11 protein-coding genes and 1 pseudogene are annotated in these 14290 nt (G+C 35.1%); 9 read left to right on the forward strand and 3 right to left on the reverse strand.

The window, feature by feature from the left end:
* Positions 1 to 2 precede the first annotated feature (2 nt).
* Complete coding sequence (locus AC5LXI_RS06430; RefSeq protein ID WP_493444038.1) at positions 3 to 761, forward strand: FCD domain-containing protein; 759 nt, start codon at positions 3 to 5, stop codon at positions 759 to 761.
* A gap of 124 nt (positions 762 to 885) precedes the next feature.
* On the opposite strand, the gene manA is transcribed toward AC5LXI_RS06430, so the two are convergent.
* Positions 886 to 2067: a mannose-6-phosphate isomerase, class I gene (gene manA, locus AC5LXI_RS06435; protein WP_493444039.1), complete on the reverse strand. Its 1182-nt coding sequence runs from the start codon at positions 2065 to 2067 to the stop codon at positions 886 to 888.
* 147 nt (positions 2068 to 2214) lie between these two features.
* Positions 2215 to 3399 (reverse strand): annotated as a pseudogene (locus AC5LXI_RS06440) (carbohydrate porin).
* Between the two features lie 342 nt (positions 3400 to 3741).
* On the opposite strand from AC5LXI_RS06440, the gene prfA reads away from it, so the two are divergent.
* The 5 genes from prfA (at position 3742) to AC5LXI_RS06465 (ending at position 11059) form a co-directional block, all read left to right on the forward strand.
* Positions 3742 to 4827 carry a peptide chain release factor 1 gene (gene prfA, locus AC5LXI_RS06445; protein ID WP_493444040.1) on the forward strand — a complete coding sequence of 362 codons (1086 nt, stop codon included), beginning with the start codon at positions 3742 to 3744 and terminating at the stop codon, positions 4825 to 4827.
* A complete protein-coding gene (gene prmC, locus AC5LXI_RS06450) occupies positions 4824 to 5660 on the forward strand; it encodes a peptide chain release factor N(5)-glutamine methyltransferase (protein ID WP_493444041.1) in 837 nt (278 codons plus the stop codon). Before prfA ends, prmC begins: the two co-directional genes overlap by 4 nt.
* A gap of 17 nt (positions 5661 to 5677) precedes the next feature.
* A complete protein-coding gene (gene kdsA / locus AC5LXI_RS06455) occupies positions 5678 to 6532 on the forward strand; it encodes a 3-deoxy-8-phosphooctulonate synthase (RefSeq protein ID WP_493444268.1) in 855 nt (284 codons plus the stop codon).
* 429 nt (positions 6533 to 6961) lie between these two features.
* Entirely contained in the window at positions 6962 to 8371 is a 1410-nt protein-coding gene (locus tag AC5LXI_RS06460; protein ID WP_493444042.1) for a ChiP family protein, read from the forward strand.
* Positions 8372 to 8380: 9 nt separating this feature from the next.
* Positions 8381 to 11059 (forward strand): beta-N-acetylhexosaminidase, encoded by a 2679-nt coding sequence (locus AC5LXI_RS06465; protein WP_493444043.1) that lies wholly within the window; start codon positions 8381 to 8383, stop codon positions 11057 to 11059.
* A gap of 67 nt (positions 11060 to 11126) precedes the next feature.
* On the opposite strand, the gene rraB is transcribed toward AC5LXI_RS06465, so the two are convergent.
* Positions 11127 to 11522: a ribonuclease E inhibitor RraB gene (rraB, locus tag AC5LXI_RS06470; RefSeq protein ID WP_493444044.1), complete on the reverse strand. Its 396-nt coding sequence runs from the start codon at positions 11520 to 11522 to the stop codon at positions 11127 to 11129.
* Positions 11523 to 11550: 28 nt separating this feature from the next.
* Here rraB and rnm point away from each other — a divergent pair, with 28 nt between their 5' ends.
* From rnm to rluB, 3 genes are all read left to right on the forward strand, one after another.
* Positions 11551 to 12423, forward strand: coding sequence for an RNase RNM (rnm, locus tag AC5LXI_RS06475; protein ID WP_493444045.1), 873 nt, complete (start codon positions 11551 to 11553; stop codon positions 12421 to 12423).
* Between the two features lie 102 nt (positions 12424 to 12525).
* Positions 12526 to 13146 (forward strand): L-threonylcarbamoyladenylate synthase, encoded by a 621-nt coding sequence (locus AC5LXI_RS06480; RefSeq protein WP_493444046.1) that lies wholly within the window; start codon positions 12526 to 12528, stop codon positions 13144 to 13146.
* Positions 13147 to 13217: 71 nt separating this feature from the next.
* Positions 13218 to 14216 (forward strand): 23S rRNA pseudouridine(2605) synthase RluB, encoded by a 999-nt coding sequence (gene rluB, locus AC5LXI_RS06485; protein ID WP_493444047.1) that lies wholly within the window; start codon positions 13218 to 13220, stop codon positions 14214 to 14216.
* The last annotated feature ends 74 nt before the right edge of the window (positions 14217 to 14290 follow it).

A 14290-nucleotide genomic window follows, 5' to 3' on the forward strand; every position in this document is an offset into this window, starting at 1 on the left:
GAATGTTAACGGACAATAATATATCGAATCAATACTCTAAAAAACAATATCAAGAAATTGCAGAACTATTATTGGATAAAATTAGAATGGATGAATATCCATTAGGCTCTAAATTACCACCAGAAAGAACTATTGCCGATGCCTGTGGAGTAAGTCGTACTATTGTTCGTGAAGCGTTAATCGCATTAGAAGTAAAAGGTTTTGTTTCGATTAAGCAAAGTTCTGGTATTTATGTTATTAATAAACCTGATTCAAATTATAGTCGAATACTCGGTCCTTTCGAACTACTACAGGCTAGTCAACTTATCGAGACTAATATTGCTTCTTTTGCTTCTCAGATGATAACCATAGCTAATATAGAAAGCCTAAAGAAAATTTTAGAGCAAGAATTGCATGCGACCATGAATAATGAATTCAATAACAATAATGATTTCAACTTCCATCTCAATATCGCTCAAGCAACCCAAAATCAGATGTTAGTCAATTCGCTTAATAATTTATGGGAACACAAACAGAACTCATTTAATTGGCAGCAACTTACTGAACATACTAATACTAAAGGCTATCGTCTAAAATGGTATGCTGATCATCAGCAAATCTTAGCTGCATTATGTCGTCGTGACAGTGTGGGGGCTTATAAAGCCATGTGGCAACATATTGAAAACGAAAAAAATATTTTAATGAATTTATCTGATAAAACATCTATTGATTTTGATGGCTATATTTTTTCATCAATCAATTTGCTTGAAAACTTTATCTAGAATTTTAATTAAAATTTCAAAATTGACAATCCAATTAAATCAATCCCTATAATAATGAAAAATATTATCGAGATTGTTTTAGAATATATCAAGCCTTAATTATCTCTATTTTGTTACCAAGGAATTAATTAAATGCTTTAGCTAATACACCTCTACCTTGATAATGATAAATCTTAGTTTGATAAGAGATAAAAGCGGATTCTCCTTTTTGTAAAGTTAATGACTGTGATTTAGTTGATAAACTAATTTTTCCATCAAGACATAACAGAATTTGTGCACTATCTACTCTTTCATTATGCAGGTTTTCATCACTTTTTATAATTTCAAACTTAAAGTCATTGACTGGTATCGGAAAATCAATTTTATTACCATTCACAATAGGTTTAGTTAATAGTTGATTCAAAGGTATGCTGTCAAAATCAGTATTGTTAATTAATTCTATACTATCAATATATTTATTTGTAAGGCCAGCTCTTAAAACATTGTCAGAATTCGCCATAATTTCAAGCCCAGTGCCAGACAGATAAGCATGTGGAGTTCGGGCGCATAAAAACATAGCTTGCCCTGGTTTGAGTTCAATGACATTTAAAAGCAACGGCATAAATAAACCAATATCATCAGGATAATCGTTAGCTAGTGTTTTAATGGTTAAATAGGGTTCTTCATTAAATGTACAAATTTTCATTAGTAGCTGTTTAACTAACGATGTTTTTGTTGGAAGAGATAATAAGTATTCAAAAAAATGTTTTAATAGTTCAGAATGACGATTATTTTTTAATTGTGATATTGGGTAAATTAAATCAGGAATCGCTATCTGATCAAAAAGCGTGATAATTTCATCAATTGAGCGAAATGAACGCATGGCTTTGAATGACGTTAATGCATAAATAAGTTCGGGTTTATGATTAGGATCTTTATAATTTCGATTTGGTGCATCAATCGCTATACCCAATTGGTTCTCTTTTTCAAAACCAACTTTTGCGTTTTCAATAGTCGGATGAACTTGAATAGATAAGGCTTTTTTAGCGGAAAGAATTTTAAATAAAAAAGGAAGTGAACCAAAATTTTGACAGGTTTTATTGCCTAACATTTGCAGTGGATTATCTTGGATTAACTTATCTAGTCTAACTTTACCATGTTTATTGTCAATCGCTATAGAACATCCCATTGGATGCGTTCCCATCCAAATTTCGGCCATTGGCTCTGGTGTAGGGTTTGGAATACCAAATAAATTAGTTATACCATCAATACTACCCCAATCATAGTGTTTAGTAGTATTGTCTAGTTTCCATATAGTTTGGCTCATATTTGCATCCTTCAAAAATTATTAGTAATATTTCCTGAGTATAATAATATAAAACTCATCGAAATGATAACTTACCATTCTTGATAAAAACAGCCAATTTAAGATATACATATTAAACTGGCTTAATCAGTAAATTATTTAAACTAATTAAAAGAAGTATTTAAACCTTACACGAGCACCATAACGGTCATCGGTGTTATCACCGTGTGATTTATTTCTATCAAGTAATGACCAATAAGTACCTAGGTAGATGTTAAAATTATCCATATCCATAACATTATCAATTAGATATGATGCATTAACCGTATGAATTTTATATTTACCTTTACTGTTTATATGACCATCTTTAACTCGATTATCGGGATTAAATTTTTTGATATCGTTATTAGCAAAATAGTAGCCTAAGCCCATTTTTTCCCAAACCATATCGGCACCAATTGTCATATCTTTTTCATCTTTAGCATTCATATAAGCAAAGCTGGTATTGACTCTTAGTCCTTTATTGGCTGCGTCCCAATCACCCTCACTGTTCCATGAAAAAGTTGCACCATAACCGGTTCTTTGCGACTGATCGTGGAACTTACCGTTAGCGTCATGATAGCCATAAGCGTTCTTTACTACATTTGTTTCGGCAGCAATAGCGGTTGAAACGCTTTCATTTTTCCAAGATAACACTGGACGTAAATAAACAACATTTTTCTTCTTATCAATTTCATAACCATGATAAGTCGATTTATTAAACATTTTTTCGCCATTATTGATTAACGTATTTAACTCAAAATTAGTATTATTAAATAGGGGTTTATTTAGTTGGATGCTACCACCATTTTTACTACGACCTCGGCCTTCTTTCATCATATAAATATAGCCAAAGCCATCTTAATACAAATCATTAGCCGTATTACCTGAATATTCAATAAAGGTATCTTGTCCAAGCGGGAACATATCATAAGCTTCATAACGCCCAATTTTAATATTCCACTCTTTTTTCTGGCCAAAATAAAATGCTGCATCATCAAGATTCATGTCACCACCTAAATCAGCTAATGGTTGCACGACAAATCCAGCAAAATTTTTGTCGTTAATTTCACGATAGCCGTCTAAACCAAGTAATATACGCCCATTTATATCCCAACGATCTTTGTCAGAAGGTTTATTTTTTTTATCAGCAGTCTCTCTTAATGAACTAAGTTGCTGTTTACTACTAGCGGCATCCACATTAAATTCGACATCTCCGTATAATTTTAACTGTCCTTGTGGAGTATCCCACTCAATGGCTGCATTCGCCATTGAACTTAACCCAATCAGACTACATATAAACATCTTCTTCATAAAATTAACTCCTAGAATAATATTTAACAACAGTTTTTATGTATGCGATAACAATATATAAAGTAAATATGGTGGTACAGTTTTAATGAAAGAGTTGTAGATTCGTGATGACATCGTTTATACGCGATGTTATATGCAGTTGCAGGATTTTAAAACGACTATAATCAAAATTTGTGACATATGTAACATTTTTTGTTGAATCGATTAATCATTTATCACCCATATGTTGTTATTAACTATTTTATTTTGCTTCATTATAGGTAAGTAGAAACTGTATTTTAAAGGCAATTGAGTATATAATGCCGAGCAAATTCATTTAATCATTTTCAAGTATATAGAGTTATGAAACCTTCGATTATCAGTAAATTGGAAACGTTGCAAGAGCGTTATGAAGAGGTTCAAGCATTACTATCTGATGCAGCGGTTATTGCCGATCAAAACCGATTTCGTGCCCTTTCAAAAGAATATGCACAGTTAACCGATGTGGTTAAGTGCTTTGCTAATTGGCAGCAAACACAAGAAGATATTGAAACTGCCAAAATGATGCTTGCTGATCCTGAAATGAGTGAAATGGCTCAAGAAGAATTAAATCAAGCATTGAGTCAAGTTGAACAGCAAGAAAAACAGTTACAGGTTCTTTTATTACCAAAAGATCCAAATGATGACTACAACTGTTTTGTTGAGGTTCGTGCTGGAACAGGTGGTGATGAGGCGGCCATCTTTGCCGGTGATTTAGCCAGAATGTATACTCGCTATGCTGAATCTCGTAATTGGCGTGTCGAAATCATGAGTTCAAATGATGGAGAACATGGCGGATACAAAGAAGTTATCATGCTAGTGAGTGGTGATGGTGTATATGGACAGTTAAAATTTGAATCTGGTGGCCACCGAGTTCAGCGTGTACCAGAGACTGAATCACAAGGACGAATTCACACATCGGCCTGTACTGTTGCTGTTTTACCAGAAATTCCAGAAGCTGAAATGCCAGAAATCAATCCTGCAGATTTGAAAATTGATACTTATCGATCATCAGGGGCAGGTGGTCAGCATGTTAATACTACTGATTCAGCAATTCGTATTACCCATCTTCCAACTGGAATTGTAGTTGAATGTCAGGATGAACGTTCACAGCACAAAAATAAAGCTAAGGCGATGTCGGTATTGGCTGCCCGTATTCAAGACGCAGAAATGCGTAAACGCCAACAAGAGGAAGCGTCAACCAGACGTAACTTATTAGGTTCAGGTGATCGTTCAGACCGTATCCGAACTTATAACTATCCACAAGGGCGAGTGACTGATCATCGTATCAATCTTACTATTTATCGCTTAGATGAAGTGATGGAAGGTAAATTAGATATGTTAATCGAACCAATTGTACAAGAATACCAAGCAGATCAGCTTGCAGCCTTATCGGAACAGGATGAATGACTTATTTAGAATGGCTTAAATTTGCATCGCAGACCTTAACCGAAAGCGAAAGCCCAAAGCGTGACGCCGAAATTTTATTAAGTTTCGTCACGCATAAAACGCGTACCTTTTTAATGGCTTTTAGTGAAACATTATTAACTGATGATGAACTCATTGCTCTAGATAGCAATTTAAAAAGACGTCGAGAAGGTGAGCCAATTGCCTATATTACAGGTGAAAAAGAATTTTGGTCATTAAAATTTAATGTCTCCAATTCGACTTTGATACCACGACCTGATACCGAAAAACTTGTCGAGCTTGGTTTAGAATATTTGCCTAAAGTACCTTGTGAAGTATTAGATTTGGGTACAGGAACGGGGGCGATTGCGATAGCCATGGCAACTGAGCGTCCGGATTGCTTATTTACGGCAATTGAAAAGAATAAAGATGCCTTGATATTAGCCCAACAAAACGCCAATCAAATCGGCGTCAATAACGTTTACTTCTTACAAGGTGATTGGTATAAACCGATTAAAAATCGGAAATTTTCAATGATTACCAGTAACCCGCCTTATATCGATCCAACTGATATTCATCTATCACAAGGTGACGTTCGTTATGAACCGCGCAGCGCTTTAGTTGCTGAAGATAATGGTCTTGCCGATATTAAAGTTATTGTCCAAGGTGCAACCAAACATTTAAACCAATATGGCTGGTTGCTTATCGAACACGGTTGGAAACAAGGCTTAGCAGTCCAAACGATTTTTAAACAACACGGATTTCAATTAGTCGAAACCATCACCGATTATAGTGGCAATGATAGAGTCACCCTTGGTCGTTGGTTTAAACCTTAACTAGGAATAAGTTTATGATTAAACAAAAAAAAGTAAAAGTCGGTAATATCACAGTTGCTAATGATTTACCGTTTGTCTTATTTGGTGGCATGAACGTGCTTGAATCACGTGATTTAGCTATGAAGATTTGTGAACATTATGTCACGGTTACCGATAAACTAAATATTCCTTATATTTTTAAAGCGTCTTTTGACAAAGCTAATCGTTCATCGGTTCACTCTTATCGCGGACCGGGTTTAGAGGAAGGAATGAAAATCTTCCAAGAATTAAAGCAACAGTTCGGTATAAAAATCATCACTGACGTGCATACCGAAGCGCAGTGCCAACCAGTTGCTGATGTGGTTGATGTTATTCAATTACCAGCTTTTTTAGCAAGACAAACTGATTTAGTTGTAGCAATGGCGAAAACTGGCGCAGTAATCAATGTCAAAAAACCACAATTTGTAAGCCCAGGTCAAATGGGGAATATTGTTGAAAAATTCGAAGAGGCAGGTAATGACCAAGTCATTCTTTGTGATCGTGGTAGCTGCTTTGGTTATGACAACCTAGTGGTTGATATGCTTGGCTTTAACGTAATGAAAAAAGTCAGCAATGGCTCACCAGTGATTTTTGATGTAACTCACGCATTACAATGTCGCGATCCTATGGGAGCTGCTTCAGGCGGTCGTCGTGGTCAAGTTACTGAATTAGCACGTTCAGGTATGGCGGTTGGTATTGCTGGATTATTTTTAGAATCACATCCTGAACCAAGTCATGCAAAATGTGATGGTCCATCCGCATTGCCATTAGCTAAACTTGAACCATTCTTAAAACAGATGAAAGCCATCGATGAACTCGTCAAAAGCTTTGAAGAGCTTGATACTGAAAACTAATTTTAGTTTAACTTATTAATTATTAAGAGAAATGTAATCCATTTCTCTTTTTTATTGTCTTTTTTATTCTGTGCTTTTTACATTATTATCTTCTTGCTAATTCCTTCCTAAATTTCATCATTCAAAAATTAAAAAATAGCTATCAATTAATTTGTTTAGTAAAAAAAGTGCGCTGAATTTCACAAAAAAAAACTAAATTTTCACTTTTTTGGTGATTTAGATCACGAATTTAGATTATTTAATTTGCGAACTAAAATATGTTTATGCATTATAAAAATGCATATTTATCCTCTTTCCACCTTAAATATGTTCCGTAAATGTTATTTAGATAGCAATCCAAAGTAGTAAATTCAGTTTGGATTATAAAAATCAATTAGATTTTAGGCAATTTAACGGTTATTTACACTGCCTAATCTTAGGGAAGCAACTATGAATCATAAAAAATTATTACCCTTTCGTTTAAGTCTTTTTAGCAAACTTTTTTTATCTATAACTGTTTTAACCAGTATATGCCCAGCACAAGCTGAGTATGTCAGTAATTTTGTCGATGATGCATCATTAACTGGAAACATATTTTTCTGGAATCGTGATCGGGAAAGAAAAAACCTTGACGAACATAAATACCAAAAAAACCTCAGACATTCATCATTTAATACCAATTTAGACTTTAGGTCAGGTTATATTGCCGATCGACTTGGTATTGAATTAGGTGGTTATGGCGCTTGGGAAGTCAGTAATGGCGGTAACGGGCATCCAAATGAGATTGGTTTTAGTGGTGCTAATACTCGTTGGAATGAAGATTGGAAAAAAGATGTCAGTGGATTGAGTTTTTATAAAGCTCAACTTAACTTTAAAATTGATGAACTCTTTTGGATCAAGGCTGGGTATATACAACCGTCTGGTCAAACATTATTAGCACCACATTGGAGTTTATTACCAGGTACTTATCGTGGAGCAGAAGTTGGCACCGTACTTGATTTTGATGCTGCTGGTGCTTTATCCATGTCCTATATGTGGACAGATAAATACAAAGCGCCTTGGTATAAACGCCTCTATGAATTCAAACGCTGGGGAAAAGGCAAAAAAATCGATTTTTTACACTCAGCCGGTATGAAATATGATTTTAAGAATGATCTTGTATTCGAAAGCGCCTTTGGCCAAGCTCAGAATTATATGAATCAATTTTTTGCGAAAGCTTCTTATAAAACAGACGTGTTAAATAATTCATTAACAATGAGTTATCAGTTTTATGGCGCTAAAGACCAATCTCATAAAGGTGCCAATGTTTATGATGGTTTAGCGTGGTTGCAAGCAGCGACTTTAGGTTACCAAGTTGGTCCTGTTGGTTTACGACTTGAAGGTGTGTCTGTAAAAGCAGAAGGTGAACAAGGGTTTTTCTTACAACGTATGACGCCTGATTATGCATCATCTAATGGACGATTAGATGTTTGGTGGAATTCTCGTTCTGACTTTAATGCCAATGGCGAAAAAGCCGCATTTTTTGAGGTGACATATGATTTAGGCCATCTAAATCATTATTTGACTGGTTGGAAAACCGGTGCATCTTATGCTTATGGTTGGGATGCCAAACCAGATTCAAAAGCAAAAAATCAAAAAAATCGTTTAGTAGAATCGGCTTATAATTTTGATTTAGGTTATACAATTCAAGATACATGGGCTAAAGATACTTCATTCCAATTACACTACACTAAATATAACAACCATGAAAATCATATCAACAGCTGGGGTGGTGGATATGGCAACATTTTTCAAGATGAACGTGATATTAAATTTATTGTCACAATTCCATTCACTGTATTTAATGCTAAACAAAAATAGGTAACCGATATGAAAAAGTTTAAATCAGCTATACTTGCTACTTCGATCACATCATTATTAACTCTAGGAGCCAGTCAATCAGTTAATGCTTCACAACAAATAGTTGATACGATGAGTTCACAACTGCGTTTAAATTATCAAATAGTCGATAATAATGCCGTTAATGATGGGGTAGATTGTGCAGCATTGGGCGCAGATTGGGCTTCTTGTAACAAAGTGACCCTAACGCTTAAAAACAACGGTCCAGCAATAACCAGTAAAGATTGGGCTATTTACTTCCATAATATTCGTATGATTTTAGCGGTAAATAATGATCAGTATAAAATTACTCATGTAACCGGTGATCTACATAAACTTGAACCAACCGACAAATTTACTAATATTCCCGCTAATTCTGCTGTTACGATTCCCATAATTGGTGAATATTGGCAAATTAGTGAGAGTGATGTTATGCCTCGCTGGTATGTGACTTCAACGGCAGCTAAACCAAAAGTCATTGAAAATACAAATACTGATTCTGATAATTTATCATCTTTTGTTGCACCATTAGGCGATCAATGGAAGATATCTCCAAACGATCATAATATTTTAATGACACCTAAAAGCCGTTATCAACGTAATAATGACATTAAAAAAATTGATGCTGATTTATTAAAAGGTCAAATTTTACCAACACCAGTTAAATTAACGGTTGGTAAAGAATCTATTACCCTAAATAAAAGTGGTGTTAATCTCATACTTAATGGCTTAGCAAAAACAAGCCAATTAGTGTTAGAAAATCACTTCAAACAATTAAATATTGCTGTGACAAAGCAAGGGTTTAAAGTCAATGCATCAATTGATAAAACTGCATTTGAAAAAGGTGTAAATGGCAGTTATAAGCTAGATATAACCCCACAAGGTGCAACTATCGTGGCATTTGATGAAAGTGGAATTTTTTATGCTGTAGAATCGATATTATCGTCAATAACAGTTAGTAAACCGCAAATTATTAACACGCTTTCAGTTGAAGATGCCCCTCGTTTTGATTATCGAGGTATGATGCTAGATACCGGTCGAAATTTCAAAAGCAAAAAAGCGGTATTACAGTTACTTGATATGATGTCGAAATATAAAATGAATAAATTTCATTTTCATTTAAGTGATGATGAAGGTTGGCGAATTGAGATCCCCGGCTTACCAGAACTCACTGATTTTGGTAGTAAACGTTGTCATGATTTAACTGAAAAACAGTGTCTATTACCACAACTTGGATCTGGGCCAAATAGTGATAATAATGGCAGTGGTTACTTTACTCGCGCAGATTATATCGAAATCGTTAAATATGCCAATGCGCGATTTATTGAAGTTATTCCAGAAATCGACATGCCAGCCCATGCCAGAGCTGCTATCATGTCAATGGAAGTGAGATATCAACGCTTAATGAAGCAAGGAAAAACCGAAGCTGCGAATGAATATCGATTACTTGATCCTACTGATACTTCGAATACTACTACGGTGCAATTCTACAATCGCCAAAGTTATCTAAATCCATGTTTAGATTCTTCGAAAAAATTTGCTGATAAAGTAATTAGCGAAATAGCCAAAATGCACGTTGAAGCTGGACAACCGATTTCAACATGGCATTTTGGTGGTGATGAGGCTAAAAATATTCACTTCGGCAACGGTTACCAAGATATTCATGCCGCGCAAAAAGAGGCGGGTAAAGGTTTAATCGATCAAAGTGTCGAAGATCATCCATGGGCAAAATCACAAGCGTGCCAAACTTTTGTTAGTAAAGGTGTTGTAGAAAATATCGAGCATTTGCCAAGTTATTTTGCTATTGAAGTAAGTAAAATCATCAAAAATAATGGTATTAATCGCATGCAAGCTTGGCAAGATGGCGTAAAATTTGCTTCCAACGCCAAAGCTTTTGCTACCGATGAAGTGGTGGTCAATTTTTGGGATAACTTATATTGGGGAGGATACGATTCAGTCAATGAGTTTGCCAATAAAGGCTACAAAGTGATAGTTTCAAATCCTGATTATGTCTATTTAGATATGCCTTATGAAGTTAATCCAAAAGAAAGTGGTTACTATTGGGCTTCACGCTTTAATGATGAACGCAAAATATTCAGTTTTGCACCGGATAATTTGCCACAAAATGCGGAAACCTCATTCGATCGTAATGGTGATGCATTTGCGGCTAAAGGTACTATGAATTGGCCGGGCGCCTATGGTTTATCAGCACAGATCTGGACGGAAAATATTCGCACCGACGATAAATTGGCCTACATGGCTTATCCTCGACTATTGAGTGTTGCCGAGCGTGCATGGCATAAAGCTGATTGGGAAACTAATTATCAAAAAGATCGCGAATTTGAAAAAGGTAAAACACAATATGTTGATCAGCAAAAACTGCTAAATGATTGGAATCAATTTGCTAATTTAATTGGCCAACGAGAATTAGCTAAATTAGATCTTGCTTCAATTAACTATCGCCTTCCTGTTCCTGGAGCGAAGATTGAAGATGGCAAATTAATTGCTAATGTTGTTTTTCCTGGCTTAACTATCGAATATTCAACCGATAAAGGCGAAAATTGGCAGGCTTACAATGGCCCGGTAGCGATAAATAACAACGCTTCGGTTTCGCTTCGTACAGTAACGGCTGATCATAAACGAACTAGTCGTGTTGAACAATTAAATTAAATGTTAACACTATTCTTATCCGTCTGGTGGCGGATAAGAATAGTCATAATTAACCGCTGATAATTTATTAATGAATGGTCTCGCTAACGTCATCTTCATCGAATTGGTCATCACTACCATCTTCAAAATAGGTTCCCCAGCCATCATAATTAACACCAAATTGGTTTGCTAGAGTTATAATTTCGGCAACTTGAGCATTAATTAACTCAGCATTTAATGGACTTTCAGTGATAATATCAAAACCAATAACAACATTGCCAGTATCATCAAAGACCTCATCAGGATCGGTTCCTTCGTAACCTAATTTATAGGCTTCAACTGCCATTTTTTCTGATTTATCAAAGTCTTGTGATGAAATATGATGTTCAATAATATATAGCGCATGAGGATCACTTCCATCTTCTAAAAGTTCTTGAATAATAGCTAGTGTGTCTTGCTGAGCAAGCTCAATTTGATCTTTCATAATATACCTTTTAGTTGTCGTGCAAATTGTGTGGTATATTACACGTTTAAAAATAATTTTCGAGAAAAAAGTGATCGTTGACTTACATTCGCACACAACTGCATCAGATGGAATTTTAACGCCAAGTGAACTGGTCAAAAGAGCTGTTGATAATCAAATCAATATGCTAGCGATTACCGATCACGATACTATCAAGGGCTTGCTAGAAGCGAAAGCGACCATAGAACGAGATAATTTGTCAGTTAAATTAATCTATGGTGTTGAAGTGTCAACAATGTGGAAGAATAATGAAATTCATATTGTTGGTTTGAATATCGACATTGAAAATTCTCACTTGCTTGAATTATTAACTGCACAAGAACAAAGTCGTATTGATAGAGCAATCAGTATTAGTGAAAAATTAGCTAAAGTGAGTATAGACAATGCTTATGAGCAAGCCCAACAATTTTCTAAAGGTGATATTGTATCTCGAGCTCATTTTGCCCGCTTTTTAGTCGCTAATAATTATGTTAAAGATATTAAACGTGCATTTAAAAAATATCTGGGTAAAAGTGGTTATGCCTACGTTCCTGCCAAATGGTGTAGTATTGCTGATGCGGTTAATGCGATACATGCAGCAGGTGGACAAGCGGTTTTAGCACACCCGACACGCTATGATTTGACCTTAACTAAACTAAAATTATTAATTAGTGAATTTAAATCATATGGTGGTGATGGTATTGAAGTTTCTCAGAGCCGCCAAACTCAAGATGATTTACAACGATTAGCAAAATTGGCTAATGAATTTGAATTACTTGCATCACAAGGTTCGGATTTCCACGATTTGCTTAATTACCTTGATCTTGGTAAAACTACGCCATTGCCTGGTAGTGTTACACCTATTTGGCATAACTGGATATAATAAATATATTAAACTAAAATAGTATCAATTAGCGCTATAAACCGTGATGAAAAAGCCCTTTCCTCACATTTTTTTAACCTGCTATCAATAAAGAAGAATATTATGAGCCAAACTTTTTATATTCATCCTGATAACCCACAAACAAGGTTATTAGATCAAGTCGTCAAAATATTAAATGATGGTGGCGTCATTGCATTTCCTACTGATTCAGGTTATTCGCTAGGTTGTTTACTTGATAATAAATATGGTTTGGATCGTATTTGTCAAATCCGTAATCTGGATAAACACCATAACTTTACCTTAATGTGCCGTGATTTATCTGAGCTTTCTTCTTATGCTTTTGTTGATAACACTACTTTTCGATTATTAAAAAATAATACCCCAGGTAAATATGTTTTTATCTTACAAGCGAGCAAGGAAGTACCACGACGTTTGATGAATGAAAAACGCAAAACGATTGGACTGCGTATTCCTGATAATAAAATTGATTTAGCGCTTCTTGAATTATTAGGACAACCTTTAATGACAACTACGCTTATTTTACCTAATGAAAATGAAGCTCAGTCTGATCCCGAAGAAATTGAAGATAAAATTGGTCACCAACTAGATGCTATCGTTCATGGTGGTTATATTAGTGAACAGCCAACAACAGTAATTGATTTAACTAACGATTATCCAGATATTATTCGTCAAGGTAGTGGTGATATCAGACCATTCGAGTAAACAAATTAATAATATATCAATGAGTTATTGAGTTAATAAATGATACCTGAGAAGGTAACAGTGAGGATTATATGAAACAAAATAGATCTGCATTTTCCAAAAAACAACGTGGAGCAGATAAACTAATTGAGCAAGAAAGTGATATCGCTCGTAAAAAAAATACCAAATTAACCCAGAATCGTAAAAGTTCACAACCAGATAATACTGAAAAATTACAAAAAGTATTAGCCAATTTAGGTAATGGTTCACGTCGTGAAATTGAAGCTATGATAGTGGCCGGAAAAATTAGTGTTGATGGCAAAATCGCGACTTTAGGTGATCGCGTAGATGTCAATGCTAGTCCAAAAATTCGTATCAATGGTCATTTAGTTCAGTTAAGAAGTAAAGAAAAAGAGGTTTGTCGTGTTCTAGCTTATTATAAACCTGAAGGCGAAATCTGTTCTCGAAATGATCCGCAAGGGCGAGCAACAGTGTTTGAGCGATTACCTCGCTTAAAAAATGCCCGCTGGATCAACATTGGTCGACTTGATATAAATACATCGGGTTTATTGCTATTCACAACGGATGGCGAACTAGCCAATCGCCTTATGCATCCAAGGCATGAAATTGAACGTGAGTATGCAGTTCGAGTATTTGGTAATATTACCGATCAACAACTTAACCAACTTCGCAAAGGCGTTCAGCTTGAAGATGGTCCCGCTGCATTTAACTCCATAAAACCACAAGGTGGTGATGGACTAAATCAATGGTTTAATGTCGTTATTACTGAAGGTCGCAATCGAGAAGTCCGTCGGATGTGGGAAGCAATTGATGTTCAAGTTAGCCGCTTGCTACGTATTCGTTACGGTAATATTACTTTACCGAAAGGCTTATCTCGTGGCACATGGATGGAATTAGGTATTGATTCTGTTAATTACCTACGTGAGTTAGTTGGCTTACCAGCTGAAATGAAAAGTTTTACAACAAAATCATCGTTTGACAAACGTATTGTTAGACCAAAGCGTATTAAACTCAATCAGTCTAGTCGAACTACTCGTCAAAAAGCGAATAAAAAACCAACACGAATATAAAATTTTGTTAACCCTTAAATAAAAATGATTATTTTATTTAAGGGTAACATCATCCCGCCAATTAATTTTAAACA

This window comes from Gilliamella sp. LMG 34361, assembly GCF_984569075.1.

Coding starts and splice junctions, on each gene's coding strand:
- rluB (WP_493444047.1), top strand. CDS start 13,218: ATGAAACAAAATAGATCTGCATTTTCCAAAAAACAACGTGGAGCAGAT.
- prfA (WP_493444040.1), top strand. CDS start 3,742: ATGAAACCTTCGATTATCAGTAAATTGGAAACGTTGCAAGAGCGTTAT.
- prmC (WP_493444041.1), top strand. CDS start 4,824: ATGACTTATTTAGAATGGCTTAAATTTGCATCGCAGACCTTAACCGAA.
- rraB (WP_493444044.1), bottom strand. CDS start 11,522: ATGAAAGATCAAATTGAGCTTGCTCAGCAAGACACACTAGCTATTATT.
- AC5LXI_RS06465 (WP_493444043.1), top strand. CDS start 8,381: ATGAAAAAGTTTAAATCAGCTATACTTGCTACTTCGATCACATCATTA.
- manA (WP_493444039.1), bottom strand. CDS start 2,067: ATGAGCCAAACTATATGGAAACTAGACAATACTACTAAACACTATGAT.
- AC5LXI_RS06480 (WP_493444046.1), top strand. CDS start 12,526: ATGAGCCAAACTTTTTATATTCATCCTGATAACCCACAAACAAGGTTA.
- AC5LXI_RS06460 (WP_493444042.1), top strand. CDS start 6,962: ATGAATCATAAAAAATTATTACCCTTTCGTTTAAGTCTTTTTAGCAAA.
- AC5LXI_RS06430 (WP_493444038.1), top strand. CDS start 3: ATGTTAACGGACAATAATATATCGAATCAATACTCTAAAAAACAATAT.